At 52.4% G+C, this 17,698-nt stretch carries 13 protein-coding genes, 6 tRNA genes and 2 other RNA genes; 10 read left to right on the top strand and 11 right to left on the bottom strand.

Annotation, left to right across the window (positions count from 1 at the left end):
* Positions 1-49: 49 nt before the first annotated feature.
* Entirely contained in the window at positions 50-502 is a 453-nt protein-coding gene (locus SAQUA_RS08105) for a multidrug/biocide efflux PACE transporter (protein WP_380672417.1), read from the bottom strand.
* Positions 503-600: 98 nt separating this feature from the next.
* Here SAQUA_RS08105 and SAQUA_RS08100 point away from each other — a divergent pair, with 98 nt between their 5' ends.
* Positions 601-1,491: a LysR family transcriptional regulator gene (locus SAQUA_RS08100; RefSeq protein WP_380672415.1), complete on the top strand. Its 891-nt coding sequence runs from the start codon at positions 601-603 to the stop codon at positions 1,489-1,491.
* On the opposite strand, the gene SAQUA_RS08095 is transcribed toward SAQUA_RS08100, so the two are convergent.
* Positions 1,467-3,128: an alpha-keto acid decarboxylase family protein gene (locus SAQUA_RS08095; RefSeq protein WP_380672413.1), complete on the bottom strand. Its 1,662-nt coding sequence runs from the start codon at positions 3,126-3,128 to the stop codon at positions 1,467-1,469. The genes SAQUA_RS08100 and SAQUA_RS08095 overlap by 25 nt on opposite strands.
* Before the next feature lie 299 nt (positions 3,129-3,427).
* Here SAQUA_RS08095 and mgrA point away from each other — a divergent pair, with 299 nt between their 5' ends.
* Positions 3,428-4,417 (top strand): L-glyceraldehyde 3-phosphate reductase, encoded by a 990-nt coding sequence (gene mgrA / locus SAQUA_RS08090; RefSeq protein ID WP_380672411.1) that lies wholly within the window; start codon positions 3,428-3,430, stop codon positions 4,415-4,417.
* A 404-nt stretch (positions 4,418-4,821) separates the two neighbouring features.
* Here the strand turns inward: mgrA and SAQUA_RS08085 are convergent, their stop codons facing one another.
* Positions 4,822-6,060, bottom strand: a complete 1,239-nt coding sequence (locus SAQUA_RS08085) for an Nramp family divalent metal transporter (protein WP_380672409.1) — start codon at positions 6,058-6,060, stop codon at positions 4,822-4,824.
* Positions 6,061-6,441: 381 nt separating this feature from the next.
* Here SAQUA_RS08085 and SAQUA_RS08080 point away from each other — a divergent pair, with 381 nt between their 5' ends.
* Positions 6,442-7,629 carry a NupC/NupG family nucleoside CNT transporter gene (locus SAQUA_RS08080; protein ID WP_380672407.1) on the top strand — a complete coding sequence of 396 codons (1,188 nt, stop codon included), beginning with the start codon at positions 6,442-6,444 and terminating at the stop codon, positions 7,627-7,629.
* A gap of 147 nt (positions 7,630-7,776) precedes the next feature.
* Here the strand turns inward: SAQUA_RS08080 and SAQUA_RS08075 are convergent.
* The 3 genes from SAQUA_RS08075 to gltX form a co-directional block, all read right to left on the bottom strand.
* A tRNA-Ala gene (locus SAQUA_RS08075) sits at positions 7,777-7,852 on the bottom strand.
* A 62-nt stretch (positions 7,853-7,914) separates the two neighbouring features.
* A tRNA-Ala gene (locus SAQUA_RS08070) sits at positions 7,915-7,990 on the bottom strand.
* Between the two features lie 224 nt (positions 7,991-8,214).
* Positions 8,215-9,630: a glutamate--tRNA ligase gene (gene gltX, locus SAQUA_RS08065; protein ID WP_380672405.1), complete on the bottom strand. Its 1,416-nt coding sequence runs from the start codon at positions 9,628-9,630 to the stop codon at positions 8,215-8,217.
* A gap of 292 nt (positions 9,631-9,922) precedes the next feature.
* Here gltX and SAQUA_RS08060 point away from each other — a divergent pair.
* The 6 genes from SAQUA_RS08060 to SAQUA_RS08035 all read left to right on the top strand — a co-directional run bounded on the left by SAQUA_RS08060 (position 9,923) and on the right by SAQUA_RS08035 (position 10,703).
* Positions 9,923-9,998: transfer RNA gene (locus SAQUA_RS08060), tRNA-Val, on the top strand.
* 30 nt (positions 9,999-10,028) lie between these two features.
* Positions 10,029-10,104 (top strand) — tRNA-Val (locus SAQUA_RS08055).
* A 40-nt stretch (positions 10,105-10,144) separates the two neighbouring features.
* Positions 10,145-10,220 (top strand) — tRNA-Val (locus SAQUA_RS08050).
* A 7-nt stretch (positions 10,221-10,227) separates the two neighbouring features.
* Positions 10,228-10,303: transfer RNA gene (locus SAQUA_RS08045), tRNA-Lys, on the top strand.
* Between the two features lie 74 nt (positions 10,304-10,377).
* Positions 10,378-10,503: non-coding RNA, RtT sRNA (locus SAQUA_RS08040), on the top strand.
* Positions 10,504-10,577: 74 nt separating this feature from the next.
* A non-coding RNA gene (locus tag SAQUA_RS08035) (RtT sRNA) lies at positions 10,578-10,703 on the top strand.
* A gap of 114 nt (positions 10,704-10,817) precedes the next feature.
* Here the strand turns inward: SAQUA_RS08035 and dhbA are convergent.
* Genes dhbA through SAQUA_RS08015 form a run of 4 tightly spaced genes read right to left on the bottom strand, consistent with a single transcriptional unit; the run spans position 10,818 to position 15,276 of the window.
* Positions 10,818-11,576, bottom strand: a complete 759-nt coding sequence (dhbA, locus tag SAQUA_RS08030) for a 2,3-dihydro-2,3-dihydroxybenzoate dehydrogenase (RefSeq protein ID WP_380672403.1) — start codon at positions 11,574-11,576, stop codon at positions 10,818-10,820.
* The gene (locus tag SAQUA_RS08025) at positions 11,576-12,430 is read right to left on the bottom strand and encodes an isochorismatase family protein (protein ID WP_380672401.1); all 855 of its coding nucleotides are present in this window, start codon (positions 12,428-12,430) and stop codon (positions 11,576-11,578) included. Before SAQUA_RS08025 ends, dhbA begins: the two co-directional genes overlap by 1 nt.
* Positions 12,431-12,437: 7 nt before the next feature.
* Complete coding sequence (locus tag SAQUA_RS08020; RefSeq protein ID WP_380672399.1) at positions 12,438-14,057, bottom strand: (2,3-dihydroxybenzoyl)adenylate synthase; 1,620 nt, start codon at positions 14,055-14,057, stop codon at positions 12,438-12,440.
* Between the two features lie 10 nt (positions 14,058-14,067).
* Entirely contained in the window at positions 14,068-15,276 is a 1,209-nt protein-coding gene (locus tag SAQUA_RS08015; RefSeq protein WP_380672397.1) for an isochorismate synthase, read from the bottom strand.
* Between the two features lie 195 nt (positions 15,277-15,471).
* Here SAQUA_RS08015 and fepB point away from each other — a divergent pair, with 195 nt between their 5' ends.
* Positions 15,472-16,428: a Fe2+-enterobactin ABC transporter substrate-binding protein gene (gene fepB / locus SAQUA_RS08010; protein ID WP_380672395.1), complete on the top strand. Its 957-nt coding sequence runs from the start codon at positions 15,472-15,474 to the stop codon at positions 16,426-16,428.
* Here fepB and entS read toward each other — a convergent pair.
* Positions 16,415-17,683: an enterobactin transporter EntS gene (entS, locus tag SAQUA_RS08005; RefSeq protein WP_380672393.1), complete on the bottom strand. Its 1,269-nt coding sequence runs from the start codon at positions 17,681-17,683 to the stop codon at positions 16,415-16,417. The two genes, fepB and entS, sit on opposite strands and share 14 nt — an antisense overlap.
* Positions 17,684-17,698 lie beyond the last annotated feature (15 nt).

Below are 17,698 nucleotides of genomic sequence, written 5' to 3'. Positions count from 1 at the left end.
TAACCTCGTCAACCAGACATTACCTGAGAACGATCCGGCTGACGATGGGTTATTTTACTCGCGGGACGAGCGCCGGACGCGGTTCAAACCAGCGCTGGCGTAAAGTATCGTAGGCCCAGTTATAGAACAGGGTATAGGGCAGGAAGAACAGGAAGAAACCGATCTCCATGATAAAGGCCTGCCCCAACGAAATGTTGAGCATAAAAGCCGCCAGCGGCAAACCGAACAAAACCAACCCGCCCTCGAAGCCAAGAGCATGGAAAATACGCACCTTAAGCCCGCGTGCCACACGCTTAACCAGCCAAAGCCGATCAAATATCGTATTGTAAATAATGTTCCACAGCATCGCTAAGGTCGACAGCATGATCGCCAGTGCCCCTACCTGAACCAAAGAGCGGTTGAGCAGCAAGGCTCCCACTGGGGCACAAATTACCACCGCGATAACCTCAAACCCGACGGCATGAACGATACGTTCAATAAAAGACTTGTTTTGCAACTTCATACATCACCTGTTTTTAACTGTTGTTGTAAAAGCCTGGTGATTATCATCGGTTTTATGCTTAGATTAAAAATAGGTTCCATCGATAAAGTAGATACATCATGCGCTACTCACCAGAAGCATTACTGGCATTTGTTGAAGCCGCTGCGCTGGGGTCGTTTTCTGCTGCCGCACGTAAACTGCGGAAAAGCCAATCCACCATCAGTACGGCAATCAGCAATCTGGAAGCCGATCTCGGGTTGGCGCTGTTCGATAGGCAGGCTCGCCAGCCGGTGCTGACGGACGTTGGTCGCAAAGTGCTTGGGCAGGTTCAGGAAATTCTTGCCGCCAGCGAACGCCTTGAGGCGCTCAGTATCCGGTTGGCTGATAATGTCGAACCCCGGTTGACCATCGTATTTTCCGATACCTATCAGCCCAACCATCACGACAACCTGCTGAAACATTTTGAACAGCGTTATCAGGATATCGAGCTGGAATGTATGGTTGCAGAGGACGGTGATGTGCTTGACCTGTTGCAGACTGGCCGTGCTCACCTAGGGATGCTGGCAGTACAGCCTGAATATCCGCCCGATATCGCCGTCGCACGGTTACCAGAGCAAACCGAAATGGGGTTGTTTGTTGCCCATCATCACCCTTTAGCGCATATTCCGGTTCTTTCGCCATCCCATCTTGCCAGCAACCGCCAACTTTACCTTAACACCTTCGCGTTGAGCAGTTCGGCCAGACATCAGGGAAGAGTCTGGTCAGCACCCGGCTATCTGATGCTGCTGGAAATGGCAGAAGACGGGTTTGGCTGGGCGGAGTTGCCTCATTGGCTGGTAAAAAAGTATGGTGGTGGTCGCCTGACAGAGCTGAAGATCCGTGGCTGGCCCAAACTGATCTCGGTGGATGCCGTTTGGTCAAAATTAACCCCGCCAGGGCCAGCGGGGTTTTGGTTGTTGGAGCGGCTAAAGGAAAACGCCGCCGATCAAGCCGCCGCATTACGCGATTGAATGGCTTTGGAGACCGTGTCCAACAGCTCTGGAATATCCATCTTTGGCAACACGACTTCGATAAAGACCAACTGTTGGTGGTCGCCAATGCCTGCCAGAGCCTGGCGCAACTGTTCAGGGGAACTCACCCGTAGGCTGGTCATCTGATGATCGATCGCCATTGCCTGCGGCAACCGCGTCCAATCCCATTGCGCAATATCGTTGTAACGCTGCTCTGGCCCGTGGATCGCCCTTTCGACGGTGTAGCCATCATTATTCAGCAAGAAAATCACTGGCTTTTGACCGTCGCGCAGCATGGTTCCCAGTTCCTGTGCGGTTAGTTGAGCCGCTCCGTCACCTATCAACAACACGACTCGGCGCAAAGGCTCAGCGGTTTGCGCCCCGAAAGCAGCGGGTAAGGTGTACCCGATCGACCCCCACAGCGACTGCACGATAAATTGGCACCCACGGGGTAATGTCAACGCTGCCGCACCAAAGCATGAGGTTCCCTGCTCGGCAATCAAGATATCCCCCGGTTGCAGGAAACTTTGTATCTGCTGCCAGAAGCCATGTTGATCCAGGCAACTCTCACTCGAGTCAGGTAACGATGGGCACTTGAACGTGGGCAGTGACCAAAACCTTGCCAACGGCAGCGTCAACTGATGCAGCGCCTTCACCGCATCACACATCGGGATTTGACTGAACACCTGCTGCCCAACTCGGCACTCAAAGGGCTGAATATCAATACATTTTTGGCTAGGTAAATTATGGCTGAAACCAGCAGTGATCGTGTCGGTAAAGCGCACGCCGACGTTAATGATCACATCGGCATCTTCAATAAGCTGTTTTGTCTGCGGATCGCTGGCCGCAGCAGCGTAAGTACCAGTGAAACAGGCATGGGATTCATCCAGCACACCTTTACCCAGCAATAATGTCGAGTGGGGAATATTTACCTCATTCATCCAGTTTTCCAGCGCGGATCCTGCACCGAAGCGCTCCGCGAGAAAATCCGCCAATAGGGAAACCCGTTTTGCGGCCTGCAACTTTTCACGGGCAGCAACAATAAATGCCTGTAGGGAGTATTCAGAAAGATTGGGCTGGCGCAGTATCAGTGGTGCAGGCCGTGAAGCCAACGAAGCTTCCGCTACGTCACTCGGTAACAGCAGATAAACCGGGCGACGTTCAAACAGTGCGGTGGTTAACACGCGATCGATTTCCGCTTCGGCATTGCTGGCGGTCAGGCTGGCCTGTGCGACGGTCACCTCTTTCGCCATACGGGCAAAGTGACCGAAATCCCCATCCCCCAGAGAGTGGTGCAGTAAATCCCCGGCGCGTTGAGCACGTAAGGCAGGAGCACCAACAATGTGTATCACCGGTAAATATTCGGCGTAACTGCCCGCAATGCCGTTTATTGCACTCAATTCACCCACGCCGAAGGTGGTCAACAATGCCGCTGCCGGTTTACAGCGCGCATAGCCATCAGCCGCATAGGCCGCATTCAGCTCATTTGCGCATCCTACCCAGGTTATTTGTTGGTGGTCGATGACATGGTCAAGAAACTGCAGATTATAGTCACCCGGCACGCCGAAGAAATGTCGAATACCGATTTGGGCCAAGCGATCAAGGAGGTAATCTGCCACTGTGTAGTTTTTGCTCATGATCATCACCTGCAAGAAGGTAGGGATACAACCTAAGTATTGGAGGTGTTGCACAGATTTCGAACTTTACCGCTAAAATAGCACTGGAAAGTCAGCTTTACATCTGCCGAATATCAGCAGGCAAGATACTCCCCATAAGTGGTGTGTTGAAATGGCGTGCAACTTGCGTGATCTCACACTCTGACAGACCTGATGGAAGCGCATACACTAGACTGTGTCCCTTAACAGCATCTGCAAGTCACTGGCAGTAAATTAAGAGGGCAACCCAAAGCCGTTTTCTTGCGCCGATAAGGATTTTTATGGTCTATCAAGCTGACTCTGCACGCTACCTGAATATGGAATTCCGCCGCTGTGGCAGCAGCGGGCTGAAACTCCCCGCGGTTTCTCTTGGAATGTGGCACAACTTCGGAGATAACTCGTTGTATGACAATGCCCGAAGCCTGACACTCCGCGCCTTCGATCTTGGTATAACTCATTTCGATCTGGCGAATAACTACGGACCACCGCCAGGATCCGCCGAGGAGAACTTTGGCCGTATTCTTCAGCACGATCTAAAACCTTATCGCGATGAGCTGATTATCTCCTCCAAGGCGGGCTATACCATGTGGCCTGGCCCTTATGGCGATTGGGGCTCGAAAAAATATCTGGTCGCCAGCCTGCATCAAAGCCTGAAACGTATGGGGCTTGAGTACGTTGATATCTTCTATCACCACCGGCCAGATACGGATACGCCTCTGGAAGAAACCATGGGTGCGCTGGATTTACTGGTGCGCCAAGGAAAAGCGCTGTACGTGGGGCTGTCAAACTACAATGCGGATCAAGCCAGGCAGGCATTTGCTATTCTGAAGCAACTGGGAACCCCGTGTGTGATCCACCAGCCAAAATACTCCATGTTTGAACGCTGGGTGGAGGACGAACTGCTGGATACGCTGGAACAGAATGGGGTTGGCTCTATCGCCTTCTCACCGCTTGCCGGGGGAATGCTGACCGATCGCTACCTGCATGGTATTCCACAAGATTCCCGTGCTGCCAGCAGCAGCCGATTCCTGACGCCCGAACAGCTCACCGAACAGAAACTGCACAAGGTGCGCCGTTTAAACGAGCTCGCAGAGCAACGTGGGCAGAAACTTTCACAAATGGCGTTAGCTTGGGTACTACGTAATGACCGGGTGACATCCGTACTGATTGGTGCCAGTAAAAATAGCCAGCTTGAAGATGCGGTAGGTATGCTGGCTAACCGTTCGTTCAGCTCCGAAGAGATTGCACAAATCGAGCAGATCCTACTGTAACCGCTTACAAACCCCTGCTGTAGCATGCCATGCTTGCTGTGTTGTTCGATACTGGCCTGAGGTTGATGACAAAGTCGCCCTCGGATCCGAGATACCCGGGCCTAGCGCACCGAGGGGCGCTCCGACGGCTTACGCCGTTACGACCCCATCGGCGCGCTCTCCCTAATAGCGGGGTTTGTCAGCAGTCTGAGGCCAGCGTAATGCTGGCCTACTATTCGTCAAGGTGGGGATTAGGCTGTGTCCCTTATCTGTCCGTGGTGCCGTCGCAGACCCAAAAGCCCGCTATCAAGGCGGAAGGTAAAGGGCAGAGTGATCCTCTGTTCAAGCCCGACTTTACTTCGAACGGGCTTTTGGGGCGCGACCCTTCGGGCTGGGGCCATTTTCGTGCAGTTAAGGGACACAGCCTAGAACAGGCTACTTATCAACAGATAGCCGTTTAGACCGACAACCACCAACACGATCAGTTTACCGATGCCCTGAATGGCACGGCTATTGACCATATTCCCCATCAGTTCACGGTTGCCAGTAAACGCCAACAGCGGCACCAAGGCCAGTGCGATACCAAAGCTCAATAATACCTGGCTCAGCACCAGAATACGTGTCGCATCCATCCCCAGCATAATCACGATAAACGATGGCATCATGGTAACCACTCTACGTACCCAGATTGGTATATAGAAGCGTACAAACCCCTGCATCACCACCTGCCCCGCCAAGGTTCCTACCACGGTAGAAGAAAGCCCTGCTGCCACCAGGCTCAAACCAAATATTGTTGCCGCCGCATTCCCCAGCAGAGGTTGCAACGTTAGATAGGCCTGATCGAGATCGGCAACGCCAGTGTGACCATTGAAATGAAAAGCGGCAGCTGCCGTTGCCATCATCGCTAGGTTAACGAAACCGGCAATGGTCATGGCAATCGCCACATCCAGTTTTGTCGATGCATAACGTTCAGCCTGGGAGTTTTTGTTTGCAGTCTGGGTTAACGAAGAGTGCAGGTAAATCACATGGGGCATAATGGTTGCCCCCAGCACCCCGGCAGCCAAAAACACCGCATCACCATTTGGCAAATCCGGTATCGCCATCCCTCTCACCAACCCGCTCAATTGCGGTTGGGAAAAGACCATCTCGACAATGTAGGCTGCCGCCACAAACACCAGCAGGCCACCGATCACCAGCTCCAATGGCTTTTGTCCACGCTTTTGCAACATCAGGATCAGGAAGGTGGCAATGCCCGTGAGGATCGCTCCTTCCAACAGCGTTACGCCCAGCAACAGTTTGAAACCGATGGCGGCACCGATAAATTCCGCCAGATCGGTCGCCATGGCAATAATCTCGGCCTGAACCCAGTAGGCCCATACCGCAGGACGAGGGAACCGATCGCGAATATGCTCAGCCAGGTTTTTACCGGTAGCAATCCCAAGCTTGGCAGAAAGCAGTTGAATAAACATCGCCATAACGTTGGCCCACACCACCACCCACAGCAAGGTATAGCCAAAGGAAGCGCCAGATTGAATATTGGTAGCGAAGTTACCGGGATCGATATAACCGATAGCGGCAATAAAGGCTGGGCCCATCAGAGAAAGTTTGATTTTACTGGATGAGCGACTGGAAGTTGTACTACTGGCCACACGGCTGTTCAGCATCCTGCGAACCCCTTATAAATTTTGAGCTTACCTTTATTCTTACTTTAGTGATAATGATTATCAAGTGCATTTAAAGTGATACTGCTTATCGTTGTGATAGCCGGAAGCGAAGGTTTTGATCGAACAAAACGCATGAATGTTGATTATGTTTTCTATTATCAGTCGGGTTATTCAGGGTGAAGAGCGTTTATTTAATAAATTGGCACATCAATGACACATAAATACAACTTTATTAACAACTTGTTCTCTTGTGTTTTGATGTCATAGTTTAGGCATTTTCCCACCACCTTTTTTTATATTTGCAATGGACATCTCGTTTTTAAACTCGTCGTTACATAAAATGACAAGCGAAATTCAGCCTGCCTCAAATTTGGAGCGAACATGTCCCATATTGCGCACTTTGCGTTAGCGTTAGTGGTGGTGACGATCCTGGCACTGTTGGTGTGCCGTGACCGTAAAAGTATCCGCATTCGCTATGTTATCCAGCTATTGGTTATTGAAATAATACTGGCCTACTTCTTCCTGCATTCGGAATCAGGTCTAGGTTTTGTAAAAGGATTCGCAGCTCTGTTTGACAAGCTGCTCGGGTTTGCAGGGCAAGGGACTGAGTTTGTATTTGGCGGGATGTCTGACAAAGGTATGGCTTTCTTCTTCCTGAAGGTACTGTGCCCTATCGTTTTCATCTCCGCACTGATCGGTATTCTGCAATACATCAAAGTACTACCGTTTATCATCCGGATCATTGGGACCGTATTGTCCAAAGTGAACGGCATGGGGAAATTGGAGTCTTTCAACGCCGTAAGTTCATTGATCCTCGGCCAGTCTGAAAACTTCATTGCCTATAAAGATATTCTGGGCAAGATGTCTGAAAAACGCATGTACACCATGGCAGCGACCGCAATGTCGACCGTTTCCATGTCGATTGTTGGCGCGTACATGACCATGTTGGATGCCAAGTTTGTGGTAGCGGCACTGGTGCTTAATATGTTCAGTACCTTTATCATGCTTACGCTGATCAACCCTTACGACACCAGTAAAGAAGAAGAGCTGCACCTTGGCAATTTGCATGAAGGCCAAAGTTTTTTTGAAATGTTGGGGGAATATATCCTTGCGGGCTTCAAGGTGGCGATCATCGTTGCAGCGATGATGATTGGTTTTATCGCCCTGATTGCCGCGCTTAATGGCTTGTTCAGCGCTATCCTGGGCATGAGTTTCCAGGATATCCTTGGTTACTTCTTCTACCCGTTTGCCTGGATGTTGGGTATTCCCAAGCACGAGGCCTTGCAGGTTGGCAGCATTATGGCTACTAAACTGGTTTCCAACGAGTTCGTGGCAATGATGGAACTGCAGAAAGTCTCAACTGAACTGTCCCCACGTAGTGTCGGTATTCTTTCAATCTTCCTGGTGTCTTTTGCCAACTTCTCTTCTATCGGTGTGGTCGCCGGGGCGATTAAAGGGCTAAGCGAGCATCAGGGCAACGTGGTATCACGCTTCGGCCTTAAGTTGGTTTATGGCTCTACGCTGGTTAGCCTGTTGTCCGCTGCCGTTGCCGGTCTGGTAATGGCCTGATAGCCTGAAAGGCCGCACTGCGCGGTATTGATAAGATCATGCACCCTGTGAGCGCCAAGCTGACAGGGTGCTTTTTTATTACCTGCCGTTGGCGTTTTAAGATGCGCAAAAAGCCGACCTTGAATTCAAGATCGGCTTTTTAAATGGTGGTGGAGCTAGACGGGATCGAACCGTCGACCTCTTGCATGCCATGCAAGCGCTCTCCCAGCTGAGCTATAGCCCCACAAAAGTGGTACGCATTGACCGGCGCTACGGTATTAACCAACCCTTAATCGGACATAAGGTTGGTGGAGCTAGACGGGATCGAACCGTCGACCTCTTGCATGCCATGCAAGCGCTCTCCCAGCTGAGCTATAGCCCCAATCCACAATCACAAAAACCTGTGAACGGGGCGCATAATATGAAACCCCTGAAACCCTGTCAACGGCTAAATTGAATTCCTCGATCAAGCGCTGAAAAAGCCGCCAAATCAGCACGTTTAAAGTTAAAAAAACATCTTCTTGGGCAAAAGTAAGTCAATAAACAAAGCCCCGCGAATTTCTGGCGGGGCTTTATCTGTTTGCATAATCAAGCTGGGGCGTGGGATCAAGCCTGGGCTTCACGCTCTGCAATATAGGCCAACGCTTGATCGATACGCTGCAAAGAACGGGTCTGGCCTATGGCATGTACGGTAACGTCCATACCGGGTGACTGACCTGCACCGGTAACGGCAACACGCAGCGGCATCCCCACTTTGCCCATACCGACACCCAGTTCATCCGCAGTCCCCTGGATGGCGTTGTGCACATTTTCAGGAGTCCAGGCGGTGATGGCCGCCAGTTTGGCGCGTACGGCTTCCAGCGGCTCACGTGCTACCGGACGCAGGTGTTTTTTCGCCGCATCAGCATCAAACTCGCTAAAGTCCTGATAGAAGTAGTGGCAAGACTGCGCCATTTCTTTCAGCGTTTTGCAACGCTCACCCAGTAGTTTGACAATATCTTTCAGCTCTGGGCCGTTACGGGTTTCAATCCCCTGCTGCTCAATATGCCAGGCGAGATACACTGCGACTTCTTCTGCTGGCATATGGTTGATGTAATGATGATTCAGCCACTGCAGTTTCTCGGTATTGAATGCGCTGGCCGACTTGCTAATTGCATCCAGCGTGAACAACTCTTTCATTTCATCAATGGTGAAGATTTCCTGATCGCCATGAGACCACCCCAGACGAACCAGATAGTTCAACAGCGCCTGCGGCAGATAGCCATCGTCACGATACTGCATTACCCCTACCGCACCGTGGCGTTTGGATAATTTCTTGCCGTCATCACCCAGGATCATCGAAACGTGGGCATATTCCGGTACCGGCGCACCCAGTGCTTTCAGGATATTGATCTGGCGCGGCGTGTTATTGATATGGTCTTCACCACGAATCACGTGGGTGATTTCCATATCCCAGTCGTCGATCACCACACAGAAGTTGTAGGTTGGCGCACCGTCGGTACGGCGGATGATCAGATCATCCAATTCCTGATTGCTGAATTCAATCGGGCCACGGATGTTATCATCAAAAATTACCGAGCCTTCCAGCGGGTTACGGAAGCGAACCACATGTGGCTCACCCTCGGTATGGCTGCACTGGCTATCGCGGCAGTGGCCGTCGTAGCGCGGCTTTTCGCCATTTTCCATTTGCTGTTCACGCAAGGCTTCAAGACGTTCTTTAGAACAGTAACATCTATAGGCAGTGCCTTTTTCCAGCATTTCATCAATTACCGCATTGTAACGGTCGAAACGCTTAGTCTGGAAATACGGGCCTTCATCCCAACCCAGATTCAACCAGCTCATGCCATCCATAATTGCGTCGATCGCATCCTGGGTTGAACGTTCGAGGTCGGTATCTTCGATACGCAATACAAACTCTCCGCCCGCATGACGGCTGAATAACCAGGAATAAAGCGCAGTGCGGGCACCGCCGACATGAAGATAGCCGGTGGGGCTGGGTGCAAAACGGGTTTTAATTTTCATTGGGTTCACTGCCTTATTACGCAATGGGCATCGGCAGAATGCCGACGATTGCTCTGAATTTGAAAAGTGGCCGACATTCTACCACTCAATACCAATTCCTCAACGCCGACACACTATTGCCGGATAGCATTACGCTGGCTTTGCGGCCTGTTTCGCATGAGAAGGTGTAAAAAATCAGCACGGCTGTCGATTAATATCACACCCTGCCTAAATTTAAGGCGAACAGATAAAAACGTTTTAAAAACCGTTGACTCACTTTCAACTATCCCTATAATGCGACTCCAACAAGACGGGGCGATTAGCTCAGTTGGTAGAGCATCTCCTTTACACGGAGGGGGTCGGCGGTTCGAGCCCGTCATCGCCCACCATCTTGTTAAGCATTAAAAATGAGAGAATGAGGGTGATTAGCTCAGTTGGTAGAGCATCTCCTTTACACGGAGGGGGTCGGCGGTTCGAGCCCGTCATCACCCACCACTCATTATCTTGTTTAGCAGTAACCTGGAAGTCCTGAAGTGGGTGATTAGCTCAGTTGGTAGAGCATCTCCTTTACACGGAGGGGGTCGGCGGTTCGAGCCCGTCATCACCCACCACTTCTGCGGGTCGTTAGCTCAGTCGGTAGAGCAGTTGACTTTTAATCAATTGGTCGCAGGTTCGAATCCTGCACGACCCACCAATACAGAAAAAAGCGCCTTTAGGCGTTTTTTTCGTTTATAGTCCCCTGCAGCAGCCTTTAATCCCGAATGTTCCATACGCAAAGAGTCGTGTTGGATGAGAACCTGCGTTCAGGTTCGAGCCGAGCGCAGCGAGACGACAACGCGCAGCGTTGCCCGCAGGGCGAGGCCAAAGGCCGAGTCAATCCTGCACGACCCACCAATACAGAAAAAAGCGCCTTTAGGCGTTTTTTTCGTTTATATTCCCCTGCAGCAGCCTTTAATCCCGAATGTTCCATACGCAAAGAGTCGTGTCGGATGAGAACCTGCGTTCAGGTTCGAGCCGAGCGCAGCGAGACGACAACGCGCAGCGTTGCCCGCAGGGCGAGGCCAAAGGCCGAGTCAATCCTGCACGAATTCCACAGTGCTCACAAAAGCTCTCTTGCAAAATTTTGACACGAGATAGATGGCCTAACACACCGATGGCTTATCAGCCGTCTGCAGAACCCACAAGCCCTATATGTGATATCAAAACCATCAAGCTCCCAGCGTCGCCCCGCCGTCAATCACAATATCCTGCATGGTAATATGGCTGGCACGATCTGACGCCAGAAACAGGATCGCATCGGCAATTTCCTGCGGTTGAGCAATTTTGCCCAACGGAATGCCCAGCTTGAACTGTTCTGGGAACCCATTGATCGTATTGCGTTCACCGCTTTCATCCCGCCACATGCCGCGCTGCATCGGCGTATTGGTTGAACCTGGGGAAACTAGATTGCAGCGCACGCCAAATGGAGCCATCTCCAGCCCGACCGTCTGGCACAGACTGCGCAAAGCAGCTTTGGAAGCACAGTATGCCGCCATGCCAACACGCGGAACATGGGCCGCATTGGATGCCACACTCACGATGGCACCGCGTCGTTGACTGCGGAAGATCGGCAACGTATGGCGAAACAGATTAAATGCGCCACCCGCGTTTACCGCCATGCAGGCCAGCCAGTCAGCACTGCTGGTTTCATCGGTCAGTCCCATTCGTAGGATACCCGCCCCATTAACCAGCACATCTAATTGCTGTTGCTCTGCCAACAATCGCTGGCAGACATTATCTACTTGCGTACTATCAGCAATATCCAGCACTTCGGTATGAAATGGGTAGTCAAGTTCGCCAAAGCGAAGGTCGAAACCGACCACTTCAGCGCCGCTGTGCACAAACGCCAAGGCGGTTTGATAACCGATCCCCGCCCCGGCACCGGTCACCCAAACGCGCTTACCGCTAAAATCATGCCCAGGCGTCATCAGGATTTCCCCTCGGAAAGCAGTTTCCACCAGCTATCGATAGTGGGCGATCTTGCCAGTGCAATAAAGTCGATATCTTCACGCACTTTGCGCCAGCGGGTCGCCAGTTCCATCATTCGTACCGAATCCAGCCCATAGTCAATCAGGTTCTCGTCATTGCCGATGTCCGCGCTGTCTTCATCAAGCAACGGGATAATCTGCTGGCGTAGAGCCTCGATACTGGCAATACCCGGTAGCAGATCGGCAGTCATCAGCACGCGGCCACAGCGCCCTGCGGTATAGCGTAACGCCATAAGGTGCTCATCCTGGGAGAAGTCCGCCAAGGCATCGGCCACCATAAAGGGTTTGATATTACGCATGAATGCGTCGATGGCGGTGGTCATACAACCAATATGTGCGTATACGCCACAGATGATCAGTTGGTCACGACCGCTTTCCTGCAGAATTTCCTGCAAAGGTGAACGGTGGAAGGCGCTGTAACGCCATTTTACTAACACCGTGTCCTCTGCATCCGGCGTCAATGCGCTGACGACCGCCTGTTGTTCCGGGTGTTTATTCAGCCCAGGCCCCCACATATCGTTCAGCAAGGCGCGATCCTCATCACTCTGTTGGCTGGGCTGGGCGGTATAAAACACCGGGATCCCCTGCTGTTTACAGTAACGGCGTAGAGCAGCAATATTATCGACTACCTGCTTAATCAACGGGCTATCCGCTCCCCAGAAATTAAGGAAATACTGCTGCATATCGTGGATCAGCAGCGCCGCACGTTGAGGTTCAAAGGCCCAATTCACTTTGTTGGCGGGCAGTTCCCCCTGCGTAGGCAAGGCATAATCATTAAGTTTAGGAATGGTCATTGGTAACTTATTCTCCCTGAGCTAACAGTTGTGCTAAACCTTCACGCAGCCGTTTTTTATCAACCTTTCCGACCGGGGTTAACGGCAGTGATTCAACCTGAATAAAACGATCAGGCAATTTAAATTCGGCAATGCCCTGTTCACGTAAATGACGGCGAAAAACCACCGGTTTAACCACGCTGTGCGCCACCACAAAGGCGCAGCTCTTCTCCCCCATCAAAGGGTCCGGCATCGAAACCAGGGCCGCATTGATCACTTCTGGATGGCGCAGTAGCAGGTTCTCCACCTCTTCGGCGGCAATTTTTTCCCCGCCGCGATTGATCTGGTCTTTTTGTCGCCCTTGAACGCGAACATACCCATCCTCCGTCAGGCTGATCAGATCGCCCGAACAGTAGAAACCGTTCTCGTCAAAGGCTTCGGCGTTATGAGCCGGGCTTTGATAGTAGCCGCGAAAGGTATAAGGCCCACGCGTCATCAACCGGCCCGTTTCGCCAACGGGCAGAGGATTGCCCTGCTCATCCGCAACCCAGAGTTCGTCATCCGGACACATCGGGGTACCCTGGGTACTGAGAATGTGCTGATCGTCATCATCGAGCAGAGTGTAGTTAACCAACCCTTCCGCCATGCCAAACACCTGCTGCAGTTGGCAACCAATCTCATTGCGGATCCGAGCGGCCAGGGTTTCCCCCAATTTGGCGCCACCAACCTGCAATAAAGTCAGGCTGGCTAATTGGTGATTGCAATTCCATTCATCAAGCGCCTGTAACCAAAGCGCCGCAGCGGGTGGCACCAGTGCGGTAACCGTGATCTGATGCTGTTCAATCAGCTCAAAGCAGCGGGCCGCCGCAGGATCGCTGGCGAAAACCGCCAAACCAGCCGCATACAACACCCCCAGCACACCCGGCGAACTCATTGGATAATTGTGGGCAGCCGGTAAGGCACACAGATAACGGGTAGTGCTGTCGAAGCGGCAAATCTCTACGCTACGACGAATGCTGTAGTAATAGTCATTATGGGTACGCGGGATCAGCTTCGGGATCCCCGTGCTGCCACCGGAAAGCTGGAAAAATGCCACCCTGTCGGCAGCGGAAGGCGTGGGTTCAAAGGTTCCACTCTCCTCCTCCAGCCACAATGACAGTGCCTGTTCACCGTCGGCTTGATTACGTAGCCCAACCACACGTAAAGAAGGATGCTGTTCTCTGAACGTATTCAGGAAATGTTCCTGGGTAAAGAGCGCATGCTCACGATCGGCAATCAGTAGCGCAGGCTTTATTTGACTGGCATAGGCGTTAAGTTCACTACGCTGATGGCTGAACAAGGCATTAACCGGAGCAACACCGATTTTCAACAGGGCAAAAAACACCACGTAGAATTCAACGACGTTGCCTAACTGTACCAATGCCGTATCACCGGGTTGTAACCCACGGCGCACCAAGGCAGCCGCCAAGCGATTGGCAAGCTGCTCCAGTTGGCGATAGCTCAGACTACGTTGTGAATCAATCAGTGCGGTGGCGTCGTTGTCTGCCTGGCGGGACAAAATGTCGGTCAAAGGCCGGTCGATCCAATAGCCACGTTGGCGATAAAGGCGAGCGAACTCCTCAGGCCAAGGGGTGAAAGCAATACTCATAGGGGATTCATTATCCTTGATTAAGACCAAAAGCACGCAGAATGGTGCTGAGCTTAGTGCCGGTTTCCAGCCATTCAGACTGTGGAGAAGAGTCCTTGACGATACCCGCACCAGCAAACAGACGAACCTGATTAGCATTAACGGTGCCGCAACGGATAGTGACAACCCATTCACCATTACCTTCGCTGTCACACCACCCGACAATGCCGCCAAACAGACCACGGTCAAAAGGTTCCAGCTGTTTGATCAGATCGCGTGCTGTCAGCGTCGGTGTACCGCACAATGCCGGTGTTGGGTGCAGTAGGCAGGCCAGCGATAGTGCATTTTCTGCCGGGTCCGCCACCTCGCCATCTATCGGCGTAGAAAGGTGCCATAGCGTAGTGGTACTCAGCAGTTCCGGGCTGGCTGGAATGTGCAAATGGCTGCAACGCTTAGCCAATACCTGATGCATGCCCTCAGTCACAATCTGATGTTCGTAGCGATCTTTGTTTGAGGCCAACAGCCGTTGGCTGGCCTGGCGGTCGCGTAGGGGATCATTTTCTCGTGGTGCCGATCCCGCTAGCGGATTGGAATGGAACTGGTTGCCAGATTTGCGTAGCAGCAACTCCGGGCTGGCTCCCACCAACGACCCCTGTTCCAGTGGAACATGGAAATGGAAGCTATTCGGGTTCTGGGCAATGATGCACGCCATTAACGCCTGGCAATCTATCGGTTCACGGGTTTCAATTTCCAGCAAACGGGAAAGCACTACTTTATCCAGTTGTTCGCCGGCAGTGGCCTGCACTGCCTCTGTCACCATCTGTATAAACTGCTGCTGCTCCGGCAGTTCTACCTGATGGACGATTTCGGGAAGCACACCCGCATCCGGTTCCATGCCCGCCATAAATGCTTCTCGCTTAAACCATTGTGTCTTCTCAGGAATGAACAGTGCGGAAGGTTGACGAGTATCGAAAGGGAGTGCGCCGCACAGTATAGGGCTCTTGATTCCCGCCGCACGGGCTTGCGCAAAGGCCTGTTGGATTGTCTGCTGGAATTGGCCTTGCAGATCCTCACCGTCAACGGCAGGTTGAGCGATCTTGGCAAAACACCCCTGGGTACTCAGGCTACGAAAAGGAGAAGTAAAAAAGAAACCTGAAGTCGGAGTTAGCATAGCGGCTTGTGCCAGGCTCTCACGGTGTTGCGGGTTCTTCTGCTCGGCACCCTTAACGGCTAGGTACATAGGTACTTCCTCTCGTTTCATTAATGATAATAGATTATGGTAATGATTATCATTTATATTCAGTCGCGATAAAGTACCTTTCAATATTTGCTATGTCAATAAAGGTGAAGGCTTCTTTATGGGAAAGTTTAAGTATAAACTCTGTGGCATTTATAACTTGAATGATAATAATTAACATCAAAGAGGATCGCGATAATGATAAAGACCCTGCGATTTGGCCTGCTCTTGGGGGCGCTCACCCTGAGCATGGCTCAAGCGGCAGCCCAGGCATGGCCACGCAGTATTGAAACCTCGCACGGTGTGATCACTATAACTCATCCCCCAGAGCGGATTGTTTCCACTAGCGTAACGGTCACCGGTACACTGTTAGCCATCGATGCACCGGTAATCGCCAGTGGGGCTACTACACCAAATAACCAACTGTCTGATAAGCAGGGTTTCTTCCTGCAATGGGGAGAGATCGCCGCCAAGCGTGGGGTGCAACGGTTATACATCGGTGAACCCAATGCCGAAGCCATCGCTGGCGTTGCGCCGGATTTGATCGTAATGTCCGCCACCGGGGCCGACTCAGCGATCCGTCTTTACGAACAGTTGTCAGCTATCGCGCCGGTACTGGTGGTGAATTACGACGATAAAAGCTGGCAGGAACTGGCTCAAACCCTTGGAATAGCTACGGGTCATGAACAACAGGCGGAAAAAATCGTTGCCGAATTTAAACAACGGGAACAGGCACTGAAACAGCAGATGACATTGCCGCCTCAGCCGGTTTCGGCACTGGTATTTCGTAGCGATGGCAAAAGTGCCAATCTGTGGACCGCCGATTCCTCGCAGGGGCAACTCCTGCAACAGTTAGGTTTTACGCTGGCTCCCCTGCCAGAGAAACTTAATGCCAGCACCAGCCAGGGAACACGCAGAGACATTATCCAACTGGGGGGAGAAAGCCTGGCCGATGGGCTGAATGGTGAAACCTTGCTGCTGTTCGCCAACGATGAAAGCGACGCCCAACGGTTGACAAGCAACAGTTTCCTGGCCCATCTGCCTGCGGTACAAAACAAGCGGGTCTACGCACTGGGTAACGATACTTTTCGCCTGGATTATTACAGCGCCAGCAACCTGCTGACGCGTCTGGAAAAGTTGTTTATTTCTCCGTAGCTGCCGTGGCGGGTTGGAACTCCTCATCCTGCCCGCCCATACTCACCCTGCGCAAACCACGCATGACAAACGCCAGCACCACAGCCAGTATCGCGGCACCAAAGCCAAAGCTACTCGAAGTCATTGCTGGCAACATAAATGCGCTCATCGCCCCCAGCAGCAGTGCGCCAAGCGCATCGCCCACTACGTTTTGCGCGGTCCATAAGCCATTGATTCGGCCAAGAAACGCGTCCGGCGTCAGGTTCTGTATCAAGCCGTATTGCAGCAATGAATTCAGCGCACTGAGATAGCCAAACACCACCAGGCACAATAGCGCCATACCGTACCACGGCATCAGGCCAAACAGCCCCACGGCGGCGAAAGCCGCAATCGCAGTCAACAGCATAATCCAGCCCGGTCTTGCCACCTGCGCTACCCGCCCGCTGGTGAATGCGCCAATCGCCGCCCCAAGTGGCACTGCCGCATACATAATCCCCAAGCTGCTGGTGTTGACCTGCCAGACGCCCGCAATCGCAGGATAGAGTACACGCACGGCACTGGCCATGGTCATCAGTGCCCCAATCAGCGCCACCATGCCAATGACTTTGTTCTGGAACAGGAAAGTGAAACCACCAATCAACGCCCGTAACGGGTGCTCACGAGGCTGCGGCGGTGGGGACAACTGCGGTAACTGTAACAGCGGGATCAAGGTTAACAGCGTCCCCAAAGCAGCCAACCCGTAGTTCCAGCTCACTCCGGCGCTGGCGATCACCACGCCGCCGAGAGCTGGCGACAGGATCGAGCCAAAGCGCACGGTGAGCATACTGATCGCCCCTGCTTGAACGACATTTTCGCGGCCAACGATGGCCGGCGTCGCTGCCAGTAACGCGGTTACTCCGACCGCACCAAAAAAACCGTCCCATACCGCCAGCAAGTAAATTGCCGTCAGTGAGGGTGCAGGTAGCGCAGCATTCAGGCATAGGCCAACAAACCCGATACCACAGGTAGAGCGAGCAAACAGGATCAGGCGACGGCGCTCGTAACGATCCGCTAGCACGCCTCCCATCAACAGCCCGGCAAACATGCCGCTGCCAGCCAGCGTTACCGCCAGACCGACCAATAAGGTGGAACCGGTTAGCGCCTGGATCTGTACCGGAATGGCAATCGCCATCAGCCCTAACGCGACAATGGAAATAAAGCGGGCGCAAAAAACGGCGCGAAAAGCGGGGTTGGTCTTCAGCAAACCAAAATCGAGCAGAATAGAGGGTTTGTTCATCGTCTTATCACCACA

The sequence above is a fragment of the Serratia aquatilis genome, from assembly GCF_044865145.1.
In the GTDB taxonomy this organism is placed as follows: domain Bacteria; phylum Pseudomonadota; class Gammaproteobacteria; order Enterobacterales; family Enterobacteriaceae; genus Chania; species Chania aquatilis.
The sequence above is the reverse complement of the archived record's forward strand: the minus strand, read 5'-3'. Positions and strand labels throughout refer to the sequence as shown.